Origin of the sequence: Citrobacter sp. CK188 (assembly GCF_030333525.1) — a bacterium.
In the GTDB taxonomy this organism is placed as follows: Bacteria; Pseudomonadota; Gammaproteobacteria; order Enterobacterales; family Enterobacteriaceae; genus Citrobacter_B; species Citrobacter_B koseri.
Genome location: NZ_JAOWFU010000024.1, coordinates 120,738 through 145,319, shown reverse-complemented (window position 1 = coordinate 145,319; position 24,582 = coordinate 120,738). Strand labels below are relative to the sequence as shown.

Sequence of the window (24,582 nt, the reverse complement as noted above, 5' to 3'; positions counted from 1 at the left end):
ATCCAGTAAAAAGGAAGAACTATGCCAACAAAACCGCCTTATCCCCGGGAAGCGTATATCGTCACCGTTGAGAAAGGAACGCCAGGTCAGACGGTGACCTGGTATCAGCTCCGCGCCGACTATCCCGAACCTAACGCACTGATCAGCGAGCATCCTTCCGCGCAGGAAGCGATGGATGCCAAAACGCGCTATGAAGATCCCGATAAAAGCTGATAAATCCTGACGTGTGGAACGCCCGGCAAGGCGCCTGAGTCACGTCACAACGTACTTGCATCACACTTTTCACTCATTGCCGCATTCTGCTAAAACTGAAAATTAAACGATAACAATATACTACTGGAGTGATTTGGAATCTTTACATAATGCATTGCCGATCTCCTGCTACGCTTTTCTGCATTTGTAGCGCAGGGCAGGTAAGTGTTCAGGCATTTACCCGGGAATTAACGACGAAGTAAAAAGAAGGTGGAACAGAAAATGAGTGCGTCGTTGGCTATCCTCACGATCGGCGTTGTGCCAATGAGCGAAGTGCTGCCGCTTCTGACGGAGTATATCGATGAGCAACATATTACCCATCATAGTCTGTTGGGTGAGATCAGCCGTGAAGAGGTGTTGGCGGAGTACGCCGTCGAGGCCGGAGACGATCCGCTATTAACGTTGCTCAGCGATAACCAAATCGTCCATGTTTCGCGCCAGAAAGTGGAGCGCGACCTGCAAAGTATTATCGAAGTGCTGGATAACCAGGGCTACGATGTCATTTTATTGATGAATACCGCCGCGATTAACAGTATGACCGCGCGTAACACGATCCTGCTGGAGCCGTTGCGTATTATCCCGCCGTTAGTGGCGTCGATTGTTGATGGCCACCAGGTGGGCGTGATTGTGCCGGTTGAAGAGTTACTGGATGTGCAGGCGAGAAAATGGCAGGTCTTACAACGTCCTCCGGTCTTTTCTTTGGCGAATCCCGTGCAGGGATCGGAACAACAACTGATTGATGCCGGTAAAGATTTGCTGGAACAGGGCGCGGATGTGATCATGCTGGATTCCATTGGATTTAATCAGCGTCATCGTGATTTATTGCAAAGAGCGCTGGATGTTCCGGTCTTGCTCTCTAATGTATTGATTGCACGGCTGGCTTCGGAATTACTCGGTTAATTTTGCGTGACAGGCAGAAGGTCGCGACCCTATATTGGTGCTTAACGTAACCATGAGAAAGGGCCAGTTTATGCTACAAAGTAACGAATACTTTTCCGGCAAAGTGAAATCGATCGGCTTTACCAGCAGCAGTACTGGTCGCGCCAGTGTCGGCGTGATGGCGGAAGGCGAATATGCCTTTAGCACTGCCGCGCCGGAGGAGATGACGGTGGTCAGTGGCGCGTTGAACGTACTGCTTCCGGGGGAAACCGAGTGGAAAGTCTACGCGGCGGGCGAGGTGTTTAACGTCCCTGGCCAAAGTGAGTTCCATTTGCAGGTGGCTGAACCGACGTCCTATCTTTGCCGCTATTTATAATGGCGCTTCCCTCTCCCGGCGGAGAGGGAATATTCACTTAGCGTTGCGCTTCGCCGCCCAGACCTTCAACCAGGCTTTGAATTAACGCCGCCAGCTCACCCGTCATCAGAATGAAATCGGCATCAAAACGCTGAGCGTAGTCTTCGCGATCGATATCTTCGTTTTGATCGCGCAGTTCATCGCTGAACTTCAGGCGTTTGATCGAACCGTCATCGCAGATCAAGAACTGAATGCGCTGCTGCCAGTCGAGCGCCAGTTTCGTGACCACTTTACCCGCTTCAATGTGCACGGCGATCTCGTCGCTGACCAGATCCTGTTTCTTCGCGCGGATCACGCCGCCGTCTTCCAGCATTGCTTTCAGCTCTGCTTCGTCCAGCAACTGGAATCCCTGCGCCACCGTACCGGAACGCACCCATTCGGTGAGCGTCAGCTCGATAGGATTTTCCAGCGCCAGCGGAACCACCGGCAGCGAGCCGAGGCTTTTACGCAGCAACGCCAGCGTATCTTCCGCTTTTTTAGCGCTTGCGCAATCGACCATGATCAGACCGTTAACGGTGTCGATCCACATCATTGTCTGACTAAAACGGCTAAAGGCGCGCGGCAGCAGTGAGTGCAGCACTTCATCTTTCAGCGAGTCTTTTTCCGTTTTTTTCAGCTTGCGCCCCTGGTCAGCCTCCAGTTTGGCGATTTTCGCTTCCAGCGCTTGCTTGATCACCGGCGACGGCAGAATCTTCTCTTCTTTGCGCGCGCAGATAATAATTTGGCCATTGGCAGTATGCGTTAACGCATCGCTGTGCGAGCCCATTGGCGGAACCCAGCCCATTTTTGCCATATCCTGGCTGCCGCAAGGGGTAAACGTCATCGAGGCTAGCTGTTTTTCCATCTCCTCGGCGCGCAACGAAATATCGCGGCTAAGACGGTAAACCATTAAATTTTTGAACCACAGCATGATAATTTCCACGGCCTTGTCGTTAAATCCAGCGGGTATAATAACGAATTGTCGGCGGGCTTGCATTGCCAACCAGAACACCCGCCTCTACTCTGTTGATATTCCCTAAAAATGAGGAGCGATGTGTGCGTATAGGTATCGATTTAGGCGGCACGAAAACGGAAGTGATTGCGCTCGGCGATGCGGGGGAACAGCTGTTTCGCCATCGTCTGCCTACGCCGCGGGATGATTATCGACAAACGATAGAGACCATCGCTTCGCTGGTCGAGATGGCGGAAAAGGCGACGGGCCAGACGGGTACGGTAGGGATGGGTATTCCAGGTTCGATCTCGCCCTATACCGGCGTGGTAAAGAACGCTAACTCAACCTGGCTTAACGGTCAGCCGTTCGATAAAGATTTGAGTGCGCGTTTGCAGCGGGAAGTGCGCCTGGCGAACGACGCCAACTGCCTGGCGGTGTCCGAAGCGGTGGATGGCGCGGCGGCCGGAGCGCAGACCGTTTTTGCGGTGATCATCGGTACCGGGTGCGGGGCTGGCGTGGCGCTGAACGGTCGGGCGCATACCGGCGGCAACGGTACGGCAGGCGAGTGGGGGCACAATCCCTTGCCGTGGATGGATGAAGATGAACTGCGCTACCGTGAAGAAGTGCCCTGCTATTGTGGCAAACAAGGCTGCATTGAAACCTTTATCTCAGGAACCGGGTTTGCCACGGATTACCATCGTCTGAGTGGTCATCCGCTGAAAGGGAATGACATTATCCGTCTGGTTAACGAGCAGGACGCGCTGGCGGAACGGGCGCTTAGCCGTTATGAACTGCGCCTGGCGAAATCGTTAGCCCATGTGGTCAACATCCTCGACCCGGACGTTATCGTGTTAGGCGGCGGGATGAGCAATGTCGACCGGTTGTACAACACCGTGCCATCGTTGATTAAACCGTTTGTTTTTGGCGGCGAATGCGAAACGCCGGTTCGTAAGGCGTTACATGGCGATTCCAGCGGCGTTCGCGGCGCGGCATGGTTGTGGCCGCAGGAGTAATCGTTTTTTGCCGGATATGCCCGGTGGCGCTACGCTTACCGGGCCTACAACGTGCTCCCTGTAGGCCGGATAAGGCGGTGACGCCGCCATCCGGCAGAACAACCGTTATTCCACAGCAAACATCTTATCCAGTTTGCTGTAACCCAGCCCGTTGATTTTCTTCACCTTAATTTGCACAGGAATGCGTTCTTTCATCGCTTCCACATGGCTTATTACGCCAATCGTCTTACCGGTGGCATTCAGCGCGTCCAGGGCATCCAGCGCGGTATCCAGCGTTTCGCTGTCCAGCGTGCCGAACCCTTCATCAAGGAACAGGGAGTCGATGCGCGTTTTGTGGCTGACCAGATCGGACAACGCCAGCGCCAGCGCCAGACTGACCAGGAAACTTTCGCCGCCCGACAGCGTGCGGGTATCGCGAACGGCATCCGCTTGCCAGGTATCGACAACCTCCAGTTCCAGCGCTTCGCTGGCCTTGCGCTGGAGCAGGTAACGACCATGCAGGCGAGTCAGCTGATTGTTCGCCAGCCAGACCAGGTTATCCAGCGTCAGTCCCTGAGCAAATTTGCGGAATTTATCGCCCTCTTTAGAGCCGATTAACGCGTTCAGATAACCCCAGTCCTCCACCTGCTGCGAGGCGTTTTCAATCTCCAGCATCAGAGACTGCTGCTGTTGGCGGTTATCCGCATCCTGTTTGAGTTGCTGGCGGATCTCCCCCTGACGCGTCGTATTGTCCCGCAGTTGTCCGGTTAATTGCGTCACGGCCTGCTGAATGTGTTCAGGTGTGAGCGTGAGATCCAGCCCCTCGGGCGGATGTTGTTGATGTTCTGCCAGCGCCTGGTTCGCCTGAGCGGCTAAGGCCTGCGCCTGCTGTAACTGGTTTTCCAGCGCCTGGCGATGTTGTTCGAGGCGGGCGATGGCCTCATCATCCAGTAGCGCGGCAAGGAAGGCGGCGCGATCGTCAAATACGCTGGCCTTGAGCGCGGCCTCAAAGTGCGCCTGCGCCTGTGCTACCCGCTGCATTTCCTGCGCTTCCTGCTGCTGCAAGGTCTGCCACTGGCTCTGTAGCGAAACGCAATCATCATGTACCTGCCGCCAGTTATCCAGCGCCACGCGCTCATCGCTCTCCGGGAGAATATCTGTTTCCGGTAGTGTCTCCAGCAGGGGAGTCAACTGCGCGATGCGCGTTTGTAGCTCACCCAGTTCCGTCTGGCGCTGTTGCCATGTTTGCGCATCATCCGCGCGGGCGTTTAACCACGACGCTTCTTCTCCGTCGGCGGGCAGGGATAACCCGTAGCGGCGCAGTTCAGACAGCAGCGTAGTTTGACGCTGGTCGATTTGCTGCTGAAATTGCGTAACCTGCCCGGTATGGGCGGCGATCTGCGCCTGCAACATATGGCGCTGGCTGAGCTGATACAGCTGTTGTTCATAGTCCTGCCGGGCGGTCAGCCACGGTGAAATATCGTCCTGAGGGTGCAGCGTAACTTTCAGCGCGTCACACAGCGTCTGCCATTCTTGAGTGAGCGCTTGCTCCTCTTTTACCAGTGCCTGCGCTTCGCTTTCGTCGCGGTGTAGCTGCTGCGTTAATGTTTCCAGTTGCCCGCGTAAGGCGGCGCCTTCTTCCGCCAGCGTCTTGACCTCTTTTTCCAGTGCATCGCGCCGCGCCTGATTCACGCCGGGTTCGAGTGCCTGATAGGATGCAATCGCCGGATGCGAGGTCGATCCGCAGAGCGGGCATGGCTGGCCGGATTGCAGCAGCGCTCGCTGGCTTTCCAGATCTTTGATGCGCGCCTCCTGCTCGCAAATCGTTTTCACATCCATGAACTGCTGATTTTTTTCTTTATATTTCTGTCGCTTATCCTCCAGTGCCGCATTGCGTCGGGCCAACTCCTGCTGACTATTCTGGATCGCAGTTTGCAGTTGTTCCCGTCGTTTTTGCTTAGGCGCTATCTGCCCATGCAGGCTGGCGAGACGCTGACGCAGCGGCTGCTGCTGCGTATGCTGCGCCAGCGCTGCCGTAGCCTCTTCTGGCGTAAGCGTCAGAGGATTCGGTGGAAGCGCGTCACGCTTGCGGATATCGCTTGCACACTGCTGCTGCCATTTAAGCAACTGCGCTTTATCGCTGGACTGTTGAGCAAACAGCGCACGCCAGCCTGCCAGTTCACTGCTCCACAAGCGGAAGCGTTCATGTTCGGTGAGCCACCCGGTCAGCGTCTGCATGGTGGCGCGCAGTTCGGCGGATTGTTGTTGAGCGCTGTGTCGAATGCGGCTGCGCAGGTGTAATACGCTTTGTAAGCGAGTATTTACTTCCTGAATTTGCTGGCGTGTGCGCCCGGCGGCAGCGGTTTGTTCCTCAATGCGTTCCCAGTGTGGGCGTAACTGCCGGGCAGGATGCGCCAGCTTCAGCGCGGCCAGCTGCGGCTGCGCGTTTTCCTGTTCTTCCTGGGCGACCCGCAGCGCCTGCTGGCGGCGATTCATTTCAGCCTGCAACTCATTCTGACGGGTCAGCCAGTGCAGATGTTGCTGGTGAAGCTGCTGGCGGGCGAGCAGCTGTTTTTCTTCGTCAGTGAGCGCCTGCAAACTTTCATTGAGGGAATGCTGCTGCTCCGGCGCTAACAGCGAGACGCCGCTGGCCTGCGCCTGAAGCTTTTCCAGGTCGGTGCGGGCGGTCTTGTGCTTTTCAAACACCAGCGCGGAGATCTGCCCGTAGATTTCGGTTCCGGTCAGCTCTTCCAGAAGCTCGGCGCGCTCTTTCGGCTTCGCATTGAGAAACGCAGCGAACTGCCCCTGCGACAGCAGCATGGAGCGGGTAAAGCGTCCGTAATCCAGCCCGGTGAGCGATGCCGTCATCTCCAGCTTATCTTTGACCTTATCGGCGAGGATTTTTCCGTCGGCGCAGCGCGCCAGCTCCACACGCGGCACTTGCAGGTTTCCGTCCGGCTGATTGCGGGCGCGGTTCTGGCTCCAGAAAGCGCGGTAAGACTCGCCTTTAACCTCGAACTCCACTTCGGCGAGGCATTCGGCCGTATCGCGGGTCATCAGATCGTTTTGCGATTGCGAAACGGTGCTCAGGCGCGGCGTCTCGTGATAGAGCGCAAGACAGATGGCGTCGAGCAGCGTGGTTTTCCCCGCGCCGGTCGGCCCGGTGATGGCAAACAGCCCGTTGCTGGCAAAAGGTTCTGCCGTGAAATCGACTTTCCATTCTCCCTTCAGGGAGTTGAGGTTTTTCAAGCGCAGACTGAGAATCTTCATGCGTCATGCTCCCCGGCCAGCGAATGTAGGGTGGTGGTAAAAAGCTGCGTCAGACGTTCACGCTGGGGTTCATCCAGCTCTTCCAGCGCCAGACGGCGGGTAAAAACGTCTTCCACGCGCAGTTCGCTCAGGGTTTCACGTCGTTCGTTAGCCATAATGCGTTCGCGATTTTCCCGACTGCGGCGCACCAGTAAAACCTCAACGGGCAGCGACTCCGTTAATGCCTGAATTTTGCGCTGCATATCGTGAAGGTATTCGTCAGTGGTGATTTCAATATCCAGCCAGACGGGAGGCTCCTGGTGAGCATCGCGCCATTGCTCAAGTTGTTCGGTGATGGAGGCCAGATCGCCTTTCAGCACCGCCAGCGGTTGAGTGACGGGAACGGTGAGGTTCTCTACTTGATGTAATTTGCCGTTTGCAAAACTGACCAGATGGACGCATTTGCTTTTGCCGCACTCATCAAAGCTCAGCGCGATCGGAGAGCCGCAGTAGCGGATGTGTTCCGTGCCGCCAATGATCTGCGCCCGGTGAATGTGTCCCAGCGCGATATAATCGGCAGGAGGGAAGTTTTGCGCCGGGAAAGCATCCAGCGTGCCAATATAGATGTCACGTACCGCGTCACTTTTACTGGCGCCAACGGTGGTCAGGTGCCCGGTGGCGATAACCGGCAGAGTTTGATCGCCGTCGCCGCGCAGCTTACAGGCTTCCTGATACTGTTGTTGGTAATAATCCGTGATCGCCCCGAGCAGATGCTGCTGTTTTTCATTGCCCGAAAGCCCCGCCTGGCTGGTGATGATGTCGCGCGGGCGTAAAAACGGAATCGGGCAAAGCACGGCGCCCGGCGTGCCGTCGCGACGGTAAAGGTACTGCGGCGCGTGGCCTGCGCTGGCGACCACGGTGGTGTTGAGAAACGCCAGAATATCGCGGGATTCGTTGAGCGTGGCGACGGAGTCATGGTTTCCGGCCAGCACCACCAGATGACAGCCGGTTTGCTGTAAATTGACAACAAACCGGTTATACAACTCGCGGGCATAGCTTGGCGGCGATCCTGTATCAAAAATGTCACCCGCGACAATAATCGCATCCACCTGGTGAGATTGCGCGGTTTCCAGCAGCCAGTCGAGAAACGCCTGGTGCTCGGCGGCGCGGCTTTTGCTGTAGAAGTTTTGTCCCAGATGCCAGTCAGAGGTGTGAAGGATGCGCATAACGGTTCCATGACGAAAAAGCGTGGGCAGGATTATAACCCGTCGGGAACGGTAATATCTTGTTTCGTGACTGTCATAAATCAATAACCTGAGCCGAATGTCGACTATCTTTTTCATAAATCTGTCATAAATCTGACGCATAATGGCGCCGCATTGATGACAACGACTTATTTAAACAGGGCAAATCATGGCGAGACGTATTCTGGTCGTAGAAGATGAAGCTCCAATTCGTGAAATGGTCTGCTTCGTGCTCGAGCAAAATGGCTTTCAGCCAGTAGAAGCCGAAGATTATGACAGTGCTGTGAACCAACTGAATGAACCCTGGCCGGATTTAATCCTCCTTGACTGGATGTTGCCCGGCGGGTCGGGCCTTCAGTTTATTAAACACCTCAAGCGTGAAGCGATGACCCGGGATATCCCTGTGGTTATGCTGACGGCAAGAGGCGAAGAGGAAGACCGCGTGCGCGGGCTGGAAACCGGGGCGGATGACTATGTCACCAAGCCGTTTTCCCCTAAAGAGCTGGTGGCGCGTATCAAAGCTGTGATGCGCCGCATTTCGCCGATGGCGGTAGAAGAGGTGATTGAGATGCAGGGGCTTAGTCTCGATCCAACCTCGCACCGCGTGATGACCGGGGAAAATCCGCTCGATATGGGGCCGACCGAATTTAAATTGTTACACTTCTTTATGACGCACCCTGAGCGCGTCTACAGTCGCGAGCAGCTCCTCAACCATGTCTGGGGAACGAATGTGTATGTTGAAGACCGTACGGTCGATGTACATATTCGTCGTTTGCGTAAAGCGCTGGAGCACAGCGGTCACGATCGTATGGTGCAAACGGTACGCGGAACCGGGTATCGCTTTTCGACCCGTTTTTAATACCTTGCCGCCAGACCGGCATCTCGGTGTGGCGGGCGGGTTTACTATTCTGAAGGGAGTGTGACGCGTGCTGGAACGGCTGTCATGGAAAAGGCTGGTGCTGGAGCTGATCCTCTGCTGCATCCCCGCTTTTATCCTCAGTGCTTTTTTTGGTTATCTGCCCTGGTTTTTACTGGCGTCGGTAACGGGATTGCTGATCTGGCATTTCTGGAATTTATTGCGCCTCTCCTGGTGGCTGTGGGTCGATATGAGTATGACGCCGCCGCCGGGACGCGGGAGCTGGGAGCCGCTGCTGTACGGTCTGCACCAGATGCAGTTGCGTAATAAAAAGCGGCGTCGCGAACTGGGAAACCTGATTAAGCGCTTTCGCAGCGGGGCGGAATCCCTCCCCGACGCGGTGGTGCTGACAACCGAAGACGGCGGGATTTTCTGGTGTAACGGACTGGCACAACAGGTGCTTGGGCTGCGCTGGCCGGACGACAACGGGCAAAACATTCTGAACCTGCTGCGCTACCCGGAATTTACGCAGTATCTCAAAACACGCGATTTTATCCGGCCGCTCAACCTGGTGCTCAACACCGGACGGCATCTGGAGATCCGCGTGATGCCCTATACCGATCAGCAACTGTTGATGGTCGCGCGCGACGTGACGCAGATGCACCAGCTTGAAGGCGCGCGGCGCAATTTCTTCGCAAACGTCAGCCATGAACTACGCACGCCGCTCACCGTCTTGCAGGGCTATCTGGAGATGATGCAGGAGCAGCCTCTGGAAGGCGCGACGCGGGAGAAGGCGCTGCATACGATGCGTGAGCAAACGCACCGGATGGAAGGACTGGTGAAACAACTGCTGACGCTGTCGAAAATTGAGGCGGCGCCCGCGCTGTTGTTGAACGAAAGGGTGGATGTGCCGATGATGCTGCGCGTTGTTGAGCGTGAGGCGCAAGCGCTCAGCCAGCAGAAACACACCTTTACGTTTGAAGTGGATGCCCGGCTGAGCGTATTGGGCAACGAAGAACAGTTGCGCAGCGCGATTTCGAACCTGGTCTATAACGCGGTGAATCACACGCCTGCGGGAACGCATATTACCGTGCGCTGGCAGCATGTAACCCACGGTGCGGAGTTCAGCGTGGAAGATAACGGGCCGGGGATTGCGCCTGAGCATATTCCGCGTCTGACGGAGCGTTTCTACCGTGTGGACAAAGCGCGGTCGCGGCAAACCGGGGGAAGCGGATTAGGTCTGGCGATTGTGAAACATGCGCTGAATCATCACGAGAGTCGATTGATTATCGACAGTTCGCCGGGTAAAGGGACGCGCTTCAGCTTTGTGCTGCCGGAACGATTAATTGCCAAAAATTGCGCTTAATTGTGGTTCGTAAGGTTAGCTTTCCATAAGCCAGCGGATGCTGGCTTATTTTCTTTGCAGTAAAGAAGACTCCGCTGAATTTTTCAACGTCTGATGCTTTTTTGTTCGCATGATTAGCCATGACTTTTTCTTATAGATAGCGTTTTGTACTGGTTGCTAATTTCATATCGCTATATTCTTCTGGTTTTTGGATCTCACCTTGCTTTAAAACGTTATAAGCGTTTAAATTGCGCTCCAGATGCTGTCATACCGACTGCATTTACGCGGTAAATCGAAAAACTATTCTTCGCCGCGCCAGCCCAGGAGCATATCCCGCTGGAATTGCTTAAAAATGCCGCTGTATCGTCCCGCAGGGAAGGGCAGAAAATTTAACGTTTTCAACACCACATCCACAGGCAGTAAAACTTTATGACCCATCAGTTAAAATCGCGCGATATTATCGCTCTGGGCTTTATGACATTTGCGCTGTTCGTTGGCGCAGGCAATATTATCTTTCCGCCGATGGTCGGTTTGCAGGCAGGCGAACACGTCTGGACTGCGGCGTTCGGCTTTCTGATTACTGCCGTTGGTCTTCCGGTACTTACCGTTGTGGCGCTGGCGAAAGTCGGCGGTGGCGTTGATAGCCTGAGCACCCCGATTGGTAAAGTGGCTGGCGTTCTGCTGGCGACCGTCTGTTATCTGGCGGTGGGGCCGTTATTCGCAACGCCGCGTACGGCGACCGTCTCCTTTGAAGTCGGGATTGCGCCGCTGACCGGCGATTCCGCACTGCCGCTGTTTATCTACAGCCTGGTGTATTTCGCCATTGTGATTCTGGTATCGCTCTATCCGGGCAAGCTGCTGGACACGGTGGGTAACTTCCTGGCGCCGCTGAAAATCATCGCGCTGATTATTCTCTCCGTTGCGGCAATCATCTGGCCTGCCGGCCCGATTAGCGACGCGATGGACGCCTACCAGAACGCGGCGTTCTCTAATGGCTTTGTGAATGGCTATCTGACGATGGATACGCTGGGCGCAATGGTGTTTGGTATCGTTATCGTCAATGCGGCGCGCTCGCGCGGCGTTAAAGAAGCGCGTCTGCTGACCCGTTATACCGTCTGGGCGGGCCTGATGGCGGGTGTGGGTTTGACGTTGCTGTATCTTGCGCTGTTCCGTCTGGGATCGGATAGCGCGACGCTGGTCGATCAATCTGCTAACGGCGCGGCAATCCTGCACGCTTACGTTCAGCATACCTTCGGCGGCGCGGGTAGCCTGCTGCTGGCGGCGCTGATTTTCATCGCCTGTCTGGTGACGGCGGTTGGCCTGACCTGCGCATGTGCGGAGTTCTTTGCGCAGTACGTCCCACTCTCTTATCGCACGCTGGTGTTTATTCTGGGCGGCTTCTCAATGGTGGTATCGAATCTGGGTCTGAGCCATCTGATTCAGATTTCTATTCCGGTGCTGACAGCCATCTATCCGCCGTGTATCGCACTGGTTGTATTAAGCTTTACCCGCTCATGGTGGCATAATTCTTCCCGCGTCATTGCTCCGGCGATGTTTATCAGCCTGGTTTTTGGTATCCTTGACGGGATTAAAGCCTCTGCGATTGGTGACATCTTACCGGCCTGGACCCAGCGTTTACCGCTGGCGGAACAGGGGCTGGCGTGGTTGATGCCAACAGTGGTGATGGTTGTTCTGGCAATTATCTGGGATCGCGCCGCAGGTCGACAAGTGACCTCCAGCGCTCACTAAGATCACTGACAGTATGTTTTAACCACGGGGCTACAGGCCCCGTGGTTTTTTTATTATTTTGATGGGTTCGGAATTGATGGAAAGCAATAACAAGCTAAAGCGTGGGCTGAGCACCCGGCACATTCGCTTTATGGCATTGGGATCGGCAATTGGCACCGGATTATTTTATGGCTCGGCAGACGCCATCAAAATGGCCGGGCCAAGCGTGTTGCTGGCCTACATTATCGGCGGGGTCGCGGCGTACATTATTATGCGCGCGCTGGGCGAAATGTCCGTGCATAACCCCGCCGCCAGCTCGTTCTCGCGCTATGCGCAGGAAAACCTCGGCCCGCTCGCCGGTTACATTACCGGCTGGACTTACTGTTTTGAAATTCTGATTGTCGCCATTGCCGACGTGACCGCCTTCGGTATCTATATGGGAGTCTGGTTCCCTACGGTGCCGCACTGGATCTGGGTGCTGAGCGTGGTGCTACTTATCTGCGCCATCAACCTGATGAGCGTGAAGGTATTCGGCGAACTGGAATTCTGGTTCTCGTTCTTTAAAGTCGCCACTATCATCATCATGATTGTCGCCGGCTTCGGCATCATTATCTGGGGGATTGGCAACGGCGGGCAGCCGACCGGGGTCCACAACCTGTGGAGCAACGGCGGGTTCTTCAGTAACGGCTGGCTGGGGATGGTGATGTCGCTGCAAATGGTGATGTTCGCTTACGGCGGGATTGAAATTATCGGCATCACCGCCGGAGAAGCGAAAGACCCGGAGAAATCTATTCCGCGCGCCATCAATTCCGTGCCGATGCGTATTCTGGTGTTCTACGTGGGTACGCTGTTCGTCATCATGTCTATCTACCCGTGGAACCAGGTTGGCACCAGCGGCAGCCCGTTCGTCCTGACCTTCCAGCATCTTGGCATTACGTTTGCCGCCAGCATCCTGAACTTTGTGGTGCTGACCGCTTCGCTGTCGGCGATTAACTCCGACGTGTTCGGCGTGGGGCGTATGCTGCACGGTATGGCGGAGCAGGGCAGTGCGCCGAAAGTGTTCGCTAAAACGTCGCGTCGCGGTATTCCGTGGGTGACGGTTATGGTGATGACCATTGCGCTGCTGTTCGCGGTTTACCTGAACTACATCATGCCGGAAAACGTCTTCCTGGTGATTGCTTCGCTGGCGACCTTCGCCACGGTATGGGTATGGATTATGATCCTGCTGTCGCAGATTGCGTTCCGCCGCCGTCTGCCGCCGGATGAGGTGAAGGCGCTGAAATTTAAAGTGCCGGGCGGCGTGGCGACAACCGTTACGGGCCTGATCTTCCTGGTCTTTATTATCGCGCTTATCGGCTACCATCCAGATACCCGTATTTCGCTGTACGTCGGTTTCGCCTGGATCGCACTGCTGCTGGTCGGCTGGATGTTTAAACGCCGCCGCGACCGCCAACTGGCTGAAGTGGGGTGATTCCCCGCCGGATGGCGCTAACGCTTATCCGGCCTACAGGCAACCGTAGGCCGGGTCAGGCGAAGTCGCCGCCCGGCAGTATCAAACAATATCCTCCCCCGGACTCCTCCCCCAATAAACATTAAGATGATGAGTTATCCTTGATGTCGCTATGGCAAGGTGGCTTCATTTTCATCAAAGGGGATACGTGATGTTGAACGCCTGGCACCTTCCGGTTGCCCCATTTGTTAAGCAAAACAAAGAACAACTGACCATTACGTTATGGCTGAGCGGGGAAAACCCACCCCAGCGTGTGACGCTACGCGCTGAGAACGATAATGAAGAAATCTCGCTGGCGATGCATCGGCTGCGCAGTCAACCGCAACCGGGCGTCACGGCGTGGCGGGCGGCGATCGATCTCGCCAGCGGACAGCCGCGCCGTCGCTACAGCTTTAAGCTGCTCTGGCACGATCGCCAGCTGTGGTTCACGCCGCAGGGATTTAGCCGTTTCCCGCCCGCGCGGCTGGAGCAGTTTGCCGTCGATGTGCCGGACAATGGCCCGCAATGGGTCGCCGATCAGATTTTCTATCAAATCTTCCCGGATCGCTTTGCCCGCAGCCAGCCGCGCGAAGCGGAACAGGATAATGTCTATTACCATCATGCCGCCGGTCAGGATATCGTCTTGCACGACTGGGACGATCCGGTGACTGCGCAGGCCGGGGGATCGACGTTCTACGGCGGCGATCTGGACGGGATCAGCGAGAAACTGCCGTACCTGAAAAAACTGGGGGTGACGGCGCTGTACCTGAACCCGGTCTTTAGCGCGCCAAGCGTCCATAAATACGATACGGAAGATTATCGTCACGTTGATCCGCAGTTTGGCGGCGATCGGGCGCTGTTGCGCCTGCGGCAGCATACGCAGCAGCAGGGAATGCGCCTGGTGCTGGACGGCGTCTTTAACCATAGCGGCGACTCGCACACCTGGTTTGACAGGCACAATCGGGGAAGCGGCGGCGCATGCCACAACCCGGATTCGCCCTGGCGTGACTGGTACTCTTTCTCCCCGGAGGGCGTGGCGCTGGACTGGCTGGGGTATCCGAGTCTGCCCAAGCTGGATTTCCAGTCGGAAAGCCTGGTCAATGAAATCTACCGCGGTGAAGACAGCATTGTGCGTCACTGGCTGAAAGCACCGTGGCATATGGACGGCTGGCGGCTTGATGTGGTGCATATGCTGGGCGAGGCCGGAGGCGCGCGCAATAACCTGCAACACGTTGCCGGCATTACGCAGGCGGCAAAAGAGACGCAGCCTGACGCCTATATCGTTGGCGAGCATTTTGGCGATGCGCGGCAATGGCTCCAGGCGGATGCGGAAGACGCCGCCATGAACTATCGCGGCTTTACTTTCCCGCTGTGGGGATTTCTCGCCAATACCGATATCTCTTACGATCCGCAGCACATTGACGCGCAAACCTGCATCGCCTGGATGGATAACTACCGTGCTGGCCTGTCGCATCAGCAGCAGTTACGGATGTTTAACCAACTGGACAGCCACGATACCGCCCGTTTCAAATCGCTGCTGGGCAAAGACGTGGCGCGTTTGCCGCTGGCGGTTGTCTGGCTGTTTACCTGGCCTGGCGTTCCCTGCATCTATTACGGCGATGAAGTGGGGCTGGACGGCAATAACGATCCGTTCTGTCGTAAGCCGTTCCCGTGGCAGGTTGAAAAACAGGATGCCACGCTGTTGGCGCTGTACCAGCGTCTGGGGAAACTTCGCCAGCGCACGCAGGCGCTACGTCACGGCGGTTGCCAGGTGATTTATGCCGAAGAAGATGTGGTGGTTTTTGTGCGAGTCTATCACCAGCAGCGCGTACTGGTGGCGATCAACCGGGGCGAGGCCTGTGAGGTCGTATTGCCTGCCTCACCGTTGCTTAACGTCAGCGAATGGCGAGGCAAAGAGGGGAAAGGCCAACTGGCTGAGGGCGTTCTCAGCCTGCCCGCCATTTCCGCTACGGTCTGGGTGAATCACTGATAGAGCTGCGCGACTTCCGGGCTGGCGAGCAGGGCTTCTCGCCACCAGCGCTGCGCCAGACCGTCGCTGTGGTTGCGCCATGCCATATAGGCGACATCTTTCTGCCGAAAAGAGATGACGGATTTTTCCACCAGCTCGCCGGTGGCAAGCCACGGTCTGACAATATGGCGGGGGAGGAATCCGCACCCTAAACCGGCGCGCAGCAGCGTCACTTTGCTGTCGAAGTCATCCACGCGAATTTGCGGCTGCTCATCCATTAAATTGGATTGCAGGGGATGGCAGAAGCGGGCGCTGTCGCTGATCACCACCGCCCGATGCAGACAGAGTTGCTCATTGGTCAGACCGTCCGTGGCGGCGGCCAGCGGGTGCGAAGGCGCGACCACAAATACGTTGTCCAGGGTGCCGAGCATTTTATATGACCAGGCGGCGGAGGTCGGAGGCTCGTTAATTGCGCCGAGAATGATGTCCGCGCCGTTGTGCGTCAGCTCTTCCCACGATCCCGCCAGCGTATGGTGTGTAAAATTGAGGCGTGTTTGCTTATTCAGCGCATAAAACGCATCAATAACGGGCAGCAGCGTCTCGAAAGGGAAGGAATCATCCAGCGCTATCGCCAGCTCTTTTTCCCAGCCAGAGCTTAACTGCACGGCTTGTTTCTCCAGGTCTTTTGCGGCGTTGAGCAGCAGACGCCCTTTTTCCAGCATCATCCGTCCGGTATCGGTAAATTTCGCCCGGTGGCCGGAGCGATCGAGAAGCTCAATATCGAGATCGTTTTCCAGTTTCTGAATCATATAGCTAAGCGCCGCGGGGGTTTTAAACAGCGACCCGGCCGCAGCGGCAAACGAGCCGTGTTTGTCGATAGCATCAAGAATGAGCAGAACGTCCAGATTGATTCGCATGATCTGAAAATATCCTGAAAATGAAATAAGTACGTTGTACAGACTGTCGAAAAACAATGCCAGTGAATAATTTAGACCAAAGCATGGCATTTTTTTGAGGGTGTCTGTTATGCAAAATAAGATGAAATAACCACGTTATTAGCATGGTTCATTTCCTCAATAATGCATTCAAAATGGTCGGCTCTATTCGCCCCGAAGCCGCGTTCTGGTTTACGCTGCGATCCGGCATTTTCACCTTCAGGGATGGCAAAAATGTAATAATCTATGTCATTCTGGTCTGTCCTTGTACAGTGAAGGTGGAAACATGGATGAGCTTTTAATCCTTGGCTGCATTGTTTTATTCTTCGCGCTGGTGGTGGTTCCCATTCTCGCGATTGTCGCGCTCAACCGCAGCGCGGCGGTTCGCTTTGAGCTGGCGGTGTTGCGCCGACGGGTTGAGCAACTTGAACAGCAGCGTGCGGAAGAAGCGCCTGCGGTACAGGTGACGGCGGAACCTTCGCTATCTGCGAAAGAGCGTGTCGCGCCATCGCCGCCTGATGCCATCGAAGCGGCCATATCTGAGCCGGAAAATCCCTGGGCTGCGCAGGAAACCCTCGCAAAACCGCTCCCGGCGCCTGCGAAAACGGCGAAACCTTCCGCGTTCGGCGGCGTTTTCACCTCGCTGGCGCGCTGGTTTATGCAGGGAAATCCGCTGGCGAAGCTGGGCATTCTGCTCCTCTTTTTCGGTTTATCCTTCCTGTTGCGTTATACGGTTGAACACGCGCTGTTTCCGCTTGAACTGCGTCTTGTCACTGCGGCGCTGTGTGCCGTAGTGCTGCTCGCGACAGGCTGGCGTTTGCGACGCAAACAGCCGGTCTATGCGTTGATCCTGCAAGGCGGCGCGACAGGCGCGCTCTATCTGACCGTCTTTGGCGCATTTCGGCTGTGGCAAATGCTGCCGATGACGCTGGCGTTTGCGCTGTTGGTGCTGATTTGCGCCGCAAGCGTAGGGCTGGCTATTTTGCAAAAAGCGCTTAGCCTGGCGATGCTGGCCAGCCTGGGCGGTTATCTTGCGCCGCTGCTGCTGTCGACGGGCAGCGGGAACTATGTGGCGCTGTTCTCGTTCTATCTCCTGCTGTCGGCAGGCATTCTTGCCATAAGCGTCTGGCAGCACTGGCGTGAGCTTAATCTGCTGGGGTTATTATTCACTTTCGGGGTCGGCGGTCTGTGGGGCGTCAGCGACTACCAGCCTGAATACTGGCTCAACTGCCAGCTTTTCCTGATTGCCAATATCATTATTTTCGGCGTGCTGAGCGTGGCGCTGTCGCTGCGGGCGCAGGAAAAAGGCAAACATATTGTTGATGGTGTGCTGTTGTTTGCGCCGCCGCTGGTTGGGTTTGGCATGCAGTACGCCATTACCCAACATATGGATTATGGTCCGGCGCTCAGTGCGCTGGGCTACGGCGCGTTCTATATGGCGCTGGCGTGGCTGGCGCTGCGCCGCTACCCGTCGATGGGAAGGCCGCTGGTGCTGGCGGCGCTCGCGTTGGGCGGCGCGTTTACTACCCTCGCCATCCCGCTGGCGCTTTCGGCGCGCTGGACGGCAATGGCCTGGGCTCTGGAGGGGCTTGGCGTATTGTGGCTGGGTATGCAGCAACAGCAGCGGCGGATGAGCTATAGCGGCACTGCGCTCATGCTACTGGCTGTGGGCAGCGCGTTGTGGGCGCTGGCCGATGACGCCGCGCCGCTGACGGTGATGATGATCTTCGCCGTGCTGAGTTTGTGCTGGCTGGGCGGCGCGTGGCTGTGGCGCAGCGAGAAGAAGGAGGTCGGTTGGGCGCTGCTGGCGGGCGGCATCGCCTTCTGGATCGTCGCGCTGACGGGCGCCTCGCAACTGGCGCTGGCGCGTTATGCTGCCGAATGGTCTGGCGTGCTGGCGCTACTCGCCGCGTCCGCCTGGCTCTGGCGTTATCTGAGCGGGCGGCTCGCCTGGCGGGCGTTAGGTTACAGCCCCTGGCTGCTGTGGCCTGCGATGCTGCTGGCATTGCTGTACCAGATTGAAGAACGCCAGATTTTCGCCGCAGGCTGGCAAAATCTGGCGTGGTGCGTGGCGCTGCCTTGTGCGGTGCTCATGCTTTATCGTGATGATGCGCATCTGCCGCCGCGCATCTCCCGGACGCTGCATTTATCCTTGTTCTGGATGGCGCTTTTAGCGCTCGGGATGGAGCTGTTCTGGTTTGTGCAGTCGTTGCCGTGGGGAATGGACGCCTGGCGCAGCGGGTTGATGATGGCGGCGGGCGGAATCGTCATACTGCTGGTACACGCCGCGCTGCGCCGCGATTTGTGGCCGTTCAAATGCTGGCCTGCGTTGTACGGCGCGCTGGCGCTGGCGCCCGTGGCAGCGATCCTGCTGTTGCTTCTGGTGCTGGCGAATTTACAGGATGGCGTGGTTTTCCAACAGCGCTATCTGCCAGTGGTGAACCCGCTTGAGGAGGGAGCCGCTTTCGCCTTGCTGGGATTGTTCCTCCTTGCGCGTTTCTCTCGTCGTTTTCTGCCGTCGCCGTTAGCGAAATATCGCGCATGGGCGCCTGTGGTGCTGGCGGCGCTCGCATTCTGGTGGTTGAACGGAGGGCTGATGCGGGCGCTGGCGTGGTATGGCGAGGTGGCGTGGAGCATGGAGACATTGTGGCATTCGCGGTTGATCCAGACCTGCTTCGCCCTGTTCTGGATGCTGACGGCGTTAATTATGATGTTGCTCGCGACCCGTCGCCGTTCGCGGCGGGAATGGTTATGCGGCGCGGTGCTTTTGGGGACCGTCATTGTTAAGCTGATGCTGGTGGATAGCGCGCGCGGCGGCGGGCTGGCGCGTGCCATCGCTTTTATCGGCGTGGCGATCCTGGTACTTATCGTCGGGTATTTCTCACCGTTACCGCCCAAAGCAGGAGAAGAAAAATGAAATGGATGAAAGCGGTAGTCTGGAGCGCGTTGCTGAGTACGGCGTGGCCGGCGTTCAGCCGTGATGAAGCCCCGGAAACGCCGCAGGATTACGCCACCGGCATGATGCTGGAAGCGACGGGTTCATCGCCGTGGTATCGCGTTTCGCTGCCGCTGGCGCTTTACCAACAAAGCGCCTGGCCGGATTTACGCGATGTGCGGGTTTTTAACCGCCAGGGCGATACGGTGCCCTTTGCGCTGACGGCGCAAAAAACGCCGTCTGTCACGCCAGAGACGGTGGCGCTGCGGCTTTTTCCTCTGGATATGTCGCCAGTATCACCGCGGGAAGGGGAGCGCCGTGGAAGCGAATCCTTTGTCTTGCGTTCAAAGACCGGCGTGGAAATTCATCTGGAAAGCGATGATGTTAACGCGATTGGGCAGAGCTATTTACTGACTCTGCCGGAAGAGATGACGGCGGTCTTTTCGCTGGCGCAACTGCGCCTGAACTGGAACACGCCTGCGGGCAACTGGCAGGGGAAGGCGTCCGTTTATGCCAGCCGTGATTTACGTTACTGGCAACTCGTGCAAGAAGACGCGCCGCTGATGGATCTGACGCGCGATAACGATCGGCTGAAAATGGACACCATCAGCGCCAGCCTGACGCTCTCTGCGGAAGGCCGTCGCTACCTGCTGGTGATTCTCGATTCGCAAAGTCCGCCGCTGACCTTAAATAGCGTAAGCGCCATTGCGGACAGCGGAGAACCGGCATCGGAGCGTATTGCGCTGGAGGCCCACGCAAAGAAAGTGTCAGAAACAGAAGCCGTATGGCGCTGGAATCAGCCGCAGCCGCTGACGTCGCTCAGAATTGCGCTGGAAAACGAGGGCGTTTTACCGGTTGAGCTGGCATGGCGCGGCGGGGAAAAAGAGGCGTGGCGTCCGCTGACGAAAACGATCCTGTACCGCCTCGACGGGAAGCGTTCGGAGGATATTCTTCTTTCAGGTCAACAGGTTGAAGCTATCCGTATGACCACCATCAACGCCCGATTGCCGGAGACGCTGCCTGCGCTGAGCGGCGCGCGGGACAGTTATCAACTGGTGTTCAATACGCAGGGGAAAGGCCCGTATATGCTGGCCTGGGGAAACCGGGCGGCGGAAAAAGCCGATGTTGAGCTGGATATGCTGATCCCGGCGTCGCTGCGCAAAACGCAGGATGTTAACGACCTGCCCTGGGCGATGACGCAGCAGCGCGTAACGCTGGGCGGTGAGGCGCGGCTGACGGCAACGTCGGCTGCGGAGCAGCAAAGCCGCTGGAAAACGTTACTGGTGTGGGGGGCGTTGATTGCAGGCGTCGCGGTACTGTTGGTGATGGCGTGGCGAATCTGGCGCGAGGTGAAAAAGGACGGCGCGGCGTAAACGCGACATGTTTGTAGGCCCGGGAAACGGCGTGCCACCGGGCACTACGCCGGATGGTGGCGGAACGCCTTATCCGGCCTACAAAAATCCATAGGCCTGATAAGCGCAATAAAAAAGCTCGCCATAGCGAGCTTTTTTCAATTCGAGCCGATTACAGGCTGGCGACGTTTTCAGTCAGGTATTTTGCCACGCCGTCTGGGGAGGCGTTCATCCCTTCTTTGCCTTTTTCCCACTGTGCCGGGCACACTTCGCCGTGCTCTTCGTGGAACTGCAACGCGTCAACCATACGCAGCATTTCGTCGATGTTACGGCCCAGCGGCAGGTCGTTAACCACCTGGTGACGAACCACGCCGTTGGCGTCGATCAGGAAAGAACCGCGCAGGGCAACGCCCGCTTCCGGGTGCTCGATACCGTAGGCTTTCTGGATTTCACGCTTCACGTCAGCAACCATTGCGTATTTCACTGCACCGATGCCGCCTTTATCGACAGGGGTGTTACGCCATGCGTTGTGGACGAATTCAGAGTCAAAAGAAACGCCGACAACTTCTACGCCACGCGCCTGGAACTCTTCATAACGTTTGTCGAAAGCAATCAGTTCAGACGGGCAAACGAAGGTGAAATCCATCGGCCAGAAGAACAGAACGGTTGCTTTGCCGTTGGTGTGCTGTTTGAAGTTGAAGTTTTCAACGATCTCACCGCTACCCAGTACGGCGGCTGCTGTGAAGTCCGGGGCCTGACGAGTAACCAGTACCATATAAATACTCCTGCAAAGTTAAGGGGTTTGGAACGCAACGCGGGCAAGTATAGGGAGGGGAAGAGGGCAACTCAACGCGGTGCTGACAATCAATGAGACAGGTTTCACCTATCAATTTTTTGCCTGATGGCGTTACACTTATCAGGCAGCTAAAGCGACTTCTGACGCGCCTGCGCCATCATGCGCGGGTAGAAGCGCCAGAAACGTGCTTCTAACGCATCGTAGTGCGCATCCAGATCGTACCAGGAATCGCGCAGGGCATCGAGGCGTGGGCGGCGATTCGCCATCCCGTTGAGGACATTCTGGATAAAATCCATATCGCGATAACGCTCCAGCCACTTTTCCGACCACAGATAATCGTTCAGATTCACAAAACGCGGCGGCGAGTCGGGCAAAATAGTGCTGACCTGCGCATGGGCGTAGCCCACGAATGCCTGCAACGGGAAATCGGGAGATATTGTCGACCAGTGGCGCGACAGGAAGTGGTCCCACATCACATCCAGAGTGATGGGGGCTACACGACGGGTTTCGCTGCGAAACCATTCCCGCGCTTCACGCACTTCCGGCAGATTATCGGTCATGACGTCAATCCGCCGATGCATATAAATCCCTTCCACCACGTCAGGGGGAAAATTCGCCTCCGGGTTTCCCCGAACAAAATCGGCCAGTAAATTGCCGGAAAGCGAGCTGTCGGCGAGATGCGCTAAGTGCAGGTGTGCAAGAAAATTCATATCCACTTCATCCTTCAAACTGCCTCTTTGTTGGCTGCGAGTTACTCGGCCCATCCCCGGGCCTCACCCCTGCGACTTACTTGAGTAAGCGCCTGGAGACTCATTCAGTTGCCGCCTCGATACATCCTGAATGATTTTGTCTATAGCTTATATCTCTTAACTTGAGGGGTAACGGTTGCAGGGAGCGCGCCCCGGCACTAGACTACCCGCCTCTTATTTTAGTCTGAGTCAGTGTCATGCGCGTTACCGATTTTTCCTTTGAATTACCCGAATCCCTGATTGCCCACTATCCGCAGCCTGAGCGCAGTCGTTGCCGCTTGCTGTCACTGGACGGGCCGACGGGCGCGCTGACGCACGGTACTTTCACCGATCTGCTCGATAAGCTCAACCCTGGCGATCTGCTGGTCTTTAATAATACCCGCGTCATCCCGGCGCGTCTGTTTGGCCGTAAAGCCAGCGGCGGTAAGATTGAAGTGCTGGTTGAGCGGATGCTGGATGACAAACGCATTCTGGCGCATATTCGCGCTTCCAAAGCGCCGAAACCGGGCGCGGAACTGCTGTTGGGCGATGACGAAAGCATTAACGCCACCATGACCGCGCGTCATGGCGCGCTGTTTGAAGTTGAGTTCAACGACGCGCGCCCGGTTCTGGAGATTCTCAACGCGATCGGCCATATGCCGCTGCCGCCGTACATCGACCGCCCGGATGAAGACGCCGACCGTGAGTTGTATCAGACGGTCTACAGTGAAAAACCGGGGGCCGTTGCCGCGCCAACCGCAGGTTTGCACTTTGACGATCCGCTGCTGGCCGCGCTGCGCGAAAAAGGCATTGAGATGGCGTTTGTGACGCTGCACGTCGGCGCGGGGACGTTCCAGCCGGTGCGTGTGGAGACCATTGAAGATCACATCATGCACTCGGAGTACGCCGAAGTCCCGCAGGAGGTGGTTGATGCGGTGCTGGCGGCAAAAGCGCGGGGCAATCGGATCATCGCGGTGGGCACCACCTCGGTACGCTCGCTGGAGAGTGCGGCGCAGGCGGCGAAAAACGACCTGATCGAACCGTTCTTCGGCGATACGCAAATCTTCATCTACCCAGGTTATCAATACAAAGTGATTGATGCGCTGGTGACCAATTTTCACCTGCCGGAATCGACGCTGATTATGCTGGTGTCCGCTTTTGCGGGTTATCAGCACACGATGAATGCGTACAAGGCTGCGGTAGAACAAAATTATCGCTTTTTTAGCTACGGGGACGCGATGTTTATCACGTACAATCCGCAGGCTTTGAATGAGCGTGTCGGGAAGTAGGTTCGCGGCACAGGTTTAAACGTCAGACTGTTTTTCTGGCGTATGGAGAGAAAATGAAATTCGAACTGGATACTACCGACGGACGCGCTCGCCGTGGCCGCCTGGTGTTTGATCGTGGCGTAGTGGAAACGCCTGCTTTTATGCCTGTCGGTACGTATGGCACCGTTAAAGGTATGACGCCGGAAGAAGTTGAAGCCACCGGCGCACAAATTATTCTCGGTAACACCTTCCACCTGTGGCTGCGCCCGGGTCAGGAAATCATGAAACTGCATGGCGATCTGCATGATTTCATGCAGTGGAAAGGCCCGATCCTGACGGACTCCGGCGGTTTCCAGGTGTTCAGCCTCGGCGATATTCGCAAGATCACCGAGCAGGGCGTGCATTTCCGCAACCCGATCAACGGCGATCCGATTTTCCTCGATCCTGAAAAATCTATGGAGATTCAGTACGATCTCGGTTCCGATATCGTCATGATTTTCGACGAATGTACGCCGTATCCGGCGGACTGGGACTATGCTAAACGCTCTATGGAGATGTCTTTACGCTGGGCGAAGCGTAGCCGCGACCGTTTTGATGGTTTGGGCAACAAAAATGCGCTTTTTGGCATCATTCAGGGCAGCGTTTACGAAGATTTACGCGATATCTCCGTCAAAGGTCTGGTAGAGATTGGCTTTGATGGCTACGCTGTCGGCGGTCTGGCTGTGGGTGAGCCGAAGGAAGACATGCACCGCATTCTGGAGCATGTCTGCCCGCAAATCCCGGCGGACAAACCTCGTTACCTGATGGGCGTCGGCAAACCGGAAGATCTGGTGGAAGGCGTGCGTCGCGGTATCGATATGTTTGACTGTGTTATGCCAACACGCAATGCCCGTAATGGTCACCTGTTCGTGACTGACGGCGTGGTGAAAATTCGTAATGCGAAGCATAAAAGCGACACCAGCCCGCTCGATGCCGAGTGTGATTGCTACACCTGTCGCAATTATTCGCGTGCCTACTTGCATCATCTCGACCGTTGCAACGAAATATTGGGCGCGCGACTCAACACGATTCATAACCTGCGTTACTACCAGCGTTTGATGGCGGGTTTACGCAAGGCTATTGAAGAGGGTAAATTAGAGAGCTTCGTGACCGATTTTTACCAACGTCAGGGTCGACCTGTTCCACCTTTGAACGTTGATTAATTTTAATAATGAGGGAA

General features: G+C 56.4%; 19 protein-coding genes. 13 read left to right on the top strand and 6 right to left on the bottom strand.

Features of this window, described 5'->3' with window-relative positions; genetic code table 11:
• Positions 1-21: 21 nt before the first annotated feature.
• The 3 genes from yaiA to ppnP all read left to right on the top strand — a co-directional run bounded on the left by yaiA (position 22) and on the right by ppnP (position 1,507).
• Positions 22-213 carry a protein YaiA gene (gene yaiA / locus OGV67_RS03365; protein ID WP_012133601.1) on the top strand — a complete coding sequence of 64 codons (192 nt, stop codon included), beginning with the start codon at positions 22-24 and terminating at the stop codon, positions 211-213.
• Positions 214-474: 261 nt separating this feature from the next.
• Positions 475-1,152 carry an AroM family protein gene (locus tag OGV67_RS03360; RefSeq protein WP_012133600.1) on the top strand — a complete coding sequence of 226 codons (678 nt, stop codon included), beginning with the start codon at positions 475-477 and terminating at the stop codon, positions 1,150-1,152.
• A 70-nt stretch (positions 1,153-1,222) separates the two neighbouring features.
• On the top strand, positions 1,223-1,507 hold the full coding sequence (ppnP, locus tag OGV67_RS03355; RefSeq protein ID WP_024130605.1) for a pyrimidine/purine nucleoside phosphorylase: 285 nt from the start codon (positions 1,223-1,225) through the stop codon (positions 1,505-1,507).
• 37 nt (positions 1,508-1,544) lie between these two features.
• Here ppnP and rdgC read toward each other — a convergent pair whose 3' ends face one another.
• A complete protein-coding gene (rdgC, locus tag OGV67_RS03350) occupies positions 1,545-2,456 on the bottom strand; it encodes a recombination-associated protein RdgC (RefSeq protein ID WP_024130604.1) in 912 nt (303 codons plus the stop codon).
• Positions 2,457-2,581: 125 nt separating this feature from the next.
• Here rdgC and mak point away from each other — a divergent pair, with 125 nt between their 5' ends.
• Positions 2,582-3,490, top strand: coding sequence for a fructokinase (gene mak / locus OGV67_RS03345; RefSeq protein WP_047458524.1), 909 nt, complete (start codon positions 2,582-2,584; stop codon positions 3,488-3,490).
• A gap of 105 nt (positions 3,491-3,595) precedes the next feature.
• On the opposite strand, the gene sbcC is transcribed toward mak, so the two are convergent.
• On the bottom strand, positions 3,596-6,739 hold the full coding sequence (gene sbcC, locus OGV67_RS03340; RefSeq protein WP_115615014.1) for an exonuclease subunit SbcC: 3,144 nt from the start codon (positions 6,737-6,739) through the stop codon (positions 3,596-3,598).
• Entirely contained in the window at positions 6,736-7,944 is a 1,209-nt protein-coding gene (sbcD, locus tag OGV67_RS03335) for an exonuclease subunit SbcD (protein ID WP_058669151.1), read from the bottom strand. Before sbcD ends, sbcC begins: the two co-directional genes overlap by 4 nt.
• Before the next feature lie 187 nt (positions 7,945-8,131).
• Here sbcD and phoB point away from each other — a divergent pair, with 187 nt between their 5' ends.
• From phoB to malZ, 5 genes are all read left to right on the top strand, one after another.
• Positions 8,132-8,821: a phosphate response regulator transcription factor PhoB gene (gene phoB / locus OGV67_RS03330; protein ID WP_012133591.1), complete on the top strand. Its 690-nt coding sequence runs from the start codon at positions 8,132-8,134 to the stop codon at positions 8,819-8,821.
• A 67-nt stretch (positions 8,822-8,888) separates the two neighbouring features.
• Positions 8,889-10,184: a phosphate regulon sensor histidine kinase PhoR gene (phoR, locus tag OGV67_RS03325; RefSeq protein WP_012133590.1), complete on the top strand. Its 1,296-nt coding sequence runs from the start codon at positions 8,889-8,891 to the stop codon at positions 10,182-10,184.
• Positions 10,185-10,592: 408 nt separating this feature from the next.
• Complete coding sequence (brnQ, locus tag OGV67_RS03320) at positions 10,593-11,912, top strand: branched-chain amino acid transporter carrier protein BrnQ (RefSeq protein WP_012133587.1); 1,320 nt, start codon at positions 10,593-10,595, stop codon at positions 11,910-11,912.
• Between the two features lie 76 nt (positions 11,913-11,988).
• Positions 11,989-13,362: a proline-specific permease ProY gene (gene proY, locus OGV67_RS03315; protein ID WP_071259923.1), complete on the top strand. Its 1,374-nt coding sequence runs from the start codon at positions 11,989-11,991 to the stop codon at positions 13,360-13,362.
• A 190-nt stretch (positions 13,363-13,552) separates the two neighbouring features.
• Positions 13,553-15,370 carry a maltodextrin glucosidase gene (malZ, locus tag OGV67_RS03310; RefSeq protein WP_115615013.1) on the top strand — a complete coding sequence of 606 codons (1,818 nt, stop codon included), beginning with the start codon at positions 13,553-13,555 and terminating at the stop codon, positions 15,368-15,370.
• On the opposite strand, the gene OGV67_RS03305 is transcribed toward malZ, so the two are convergent.
• On the bottom strand, positions 15,364-16,266 hold the full coding sequence (locus tag OGV67_RS03305) for a LysR family transcriptional regulator (protein ID WP_024130600.1): 903 nt from the start codon (positions 16,264-16,266) through the stop codon (positions 15,364-15,366). The genes malZ and OGV67_RS03305 overlap by 7 nt on opposite strands.
• Before the next feature lie 304 nt (positions 16,267-16,570).
• On the opposite strand from OGV67_RS03305, the gene OGV67_RS03300 reads away from it, so the two are divergent.
• Together OGV67_RS03300 and OGV67_RS03295 are read left to right on the top strand one after the other, a co-directional pair.
• Entirely contained in the window at positions 16,571-19,201 is a 2,631-nt protein-coding gene (locus OGV67_RS03300) for a DUF2339 domain-containing protein (protein WP_115615012.1), read from the top strand.
• A complete protein-coding gene (locus tag OGV67_RS03295) occupies positions 19,198-20,592 on the top strand; it encodes a DUF3999 domain-containing protein (protein ID WP_115615011.1) in 1,395 nt (464 codons plus the stop codon). The genes OGV67_RS03300 and OGV67_RS03295 overlap by 4 nt, the downstream gene beginning before the upstream one ends.
• A gap of 151 nt (positions 20,593-20,743) precedes the next feature.
• Here the strand turns inward: OGV67_RS03295 and OGV67_RS03290 are convergent, their stop codons facing one another.
• Positions 20,744-21,346 (bottom strand): peroxiredoxin, encoded by a 603-nt coding sequence (locus OGV67_RS03290; RefSeq protein ID WP_012133577.1) that lies wholly within the window; start codon positions 21,344-21,346, stop codon positions 20,744-20,746.
• Between the two features lie 149 nt (positions 21,347-21,495).
• A complete protein-coding gene (gene acpH / locus OGV67_RS03285) occupies positions 21,496-22,077 on the bottom strand; it encodes an ACP phosphodiesterase (RefSeq protein WP_024130599.1) in 582 nt (193 codons plus the stop codon).
• A gap of 236 nt (positions 22,078-22,313) precedes the next feature.
• Here acpH and queA point away from each other — a divergent pair, with 236 nt between their 5' ends.
• Both queA and tgt read left to right on the top strand, forming a co-directional pair.
• Entirely contained in the window at positions 22,314-23,384 is a 1,071-nt protein-coding gene (gene queA / locus OGV67_RS03280) for a tRNA preQ1(34) S-adenosylmethionine ribosyltransferase-isomerase QueA (protein WP_012133575.1), read from the top strand.
• Positions 23,385-23,437: 53 nt separating this feature from the next.
• Complete coding sequence (gene tgt / locus OGV67_RS03275; protein ID WP_012133574.1) at positions 23,438-24,565, top strand: tRNA guanosine(34) transglycosylase Tgt; 1,128 nt, start codon at positions 23,438-23,440, stop codon at positions 24,563-24,565.
• The last annotated feature ends 17 nt before the right edge of the window (positions 24,566-24,582 follow it).

Excerpts from the sequence above, each read along its gene's own strand:
- yaiA (WP_012133601.1), top strand. The coding sequence starts at position 22 with ATGCCAACAAAACCGCCTTATCCCCGGGAAGCGTATATCGTCACCGTT.
- OGV67_RS03360 (WP_012133600.1), top strand. The coding sequence starts at position 475 with ATGAGTGCGTCGTTGGCTATCCTCACGATCGGCGTTGTGCCAATGAGC.
- ppnP (WP_024130605.1), top strand. The coding sequence starts at position 1,223 with ATGCTACAAAGTAACGAATACTTTTCCGGCAAAGTGAAATCGATCGGC.
- rdgC (WP_024130604.1), bottom strand. The coding sequence starts at position 2,456 with ATGCTGTGGTTCAAAAATTTAATGGTTTACCGTCTTAGCCGCGATATT.
- sbcC (WP_115615014.1), bottom strand. The coding sequence starts at position 6,739 with ATGAAGATTCTCAGTCTGCGCTTGAAAAACCTCAACTCCCTGAAGGGA.
- sbcD (WP_058669151.1), bottom strand. The coding sequence starts at position 7,944 with ATGCGCATCCTTCACACCTCTGACTGGCATCTGGGACAAAACTTCTAC.
- phoB (WP_012133591.1), top strand. The coding sequence starts at position 8,132 with ATGGCGAGACGTATTCTGGTCGTAGAAGATGAAGCTCCAATTCGTGAA.
- brnQ (WP_012133587.1), top strand. The coding sequence starts at position 10,593 with ATGACCCATCAGTTAAAATCGCGCGATATTATCGCTCTGGGCTTTATG.
- proY (WP_071259923.1), top strand. The coding sequence starts at position 11,989 with ATGGAAAGCAATAACAAGCTAAAGCGTGGGCTGAGCACCCGGCACATT.
- malZ (WP_115615013.1), top strand. The coding sequence starts at position 13,553 with ATGTTGAACGCCTGGCACCTTCCGGTTGCCCCATTTGTTAAGCAAAAC.
- OGV67_RS03305 (WP_024130600.1), bottom strand. The coding sequence starts at position 16,266 with ATGCGAATCAATCTGGACGTTCTGCTCATTCTTGATGCTATCGACAAA.
- OGV67_RS03300 (WP_115615012.1), top strand. The coding sequence starts at position 16,571 with ATGGATGAGCTTTTAATCCTTGGCTGCATTGTTTTATTCTTCGCGCTG.
- OGV67_RS03295 (WP_115615011.1), top strand. The coding sequence starts at position 19,198 with ATGAAATGGATGAAAGCGGTAGTCTGGAGCGCGTTGCTGAGTACGGCG.
- OGV67_RS03290 (WP_012133577.1), bottom strand. The coding sequence starts at position 21,346 with ATGGTACTGGTTACTCGTCAGGCCCCGGACTTCACAGCAGCCGCCGTA.
- acpH (WP_024130599.1), bottom strand. The coding sequence starts at position 22,077 with ATGAATTTTCTTGCACACCTGCACTTAGCGCATCTCGCCGACAGCTCG.
- queA (WP_012133575.1), top strand. The coding sequence starts at position 22,314 with ATGCGCGTTACCGATTTTTCCTTTGAATTACCCGAATCCCTGATTGCC.
- tgt (WP_012133574.1), top strand. The coding sequence starts at position 23,438 with ATGAAATTCGAACTGGATACTACCGACGGACGCGCTCGCCGTGGCCGC.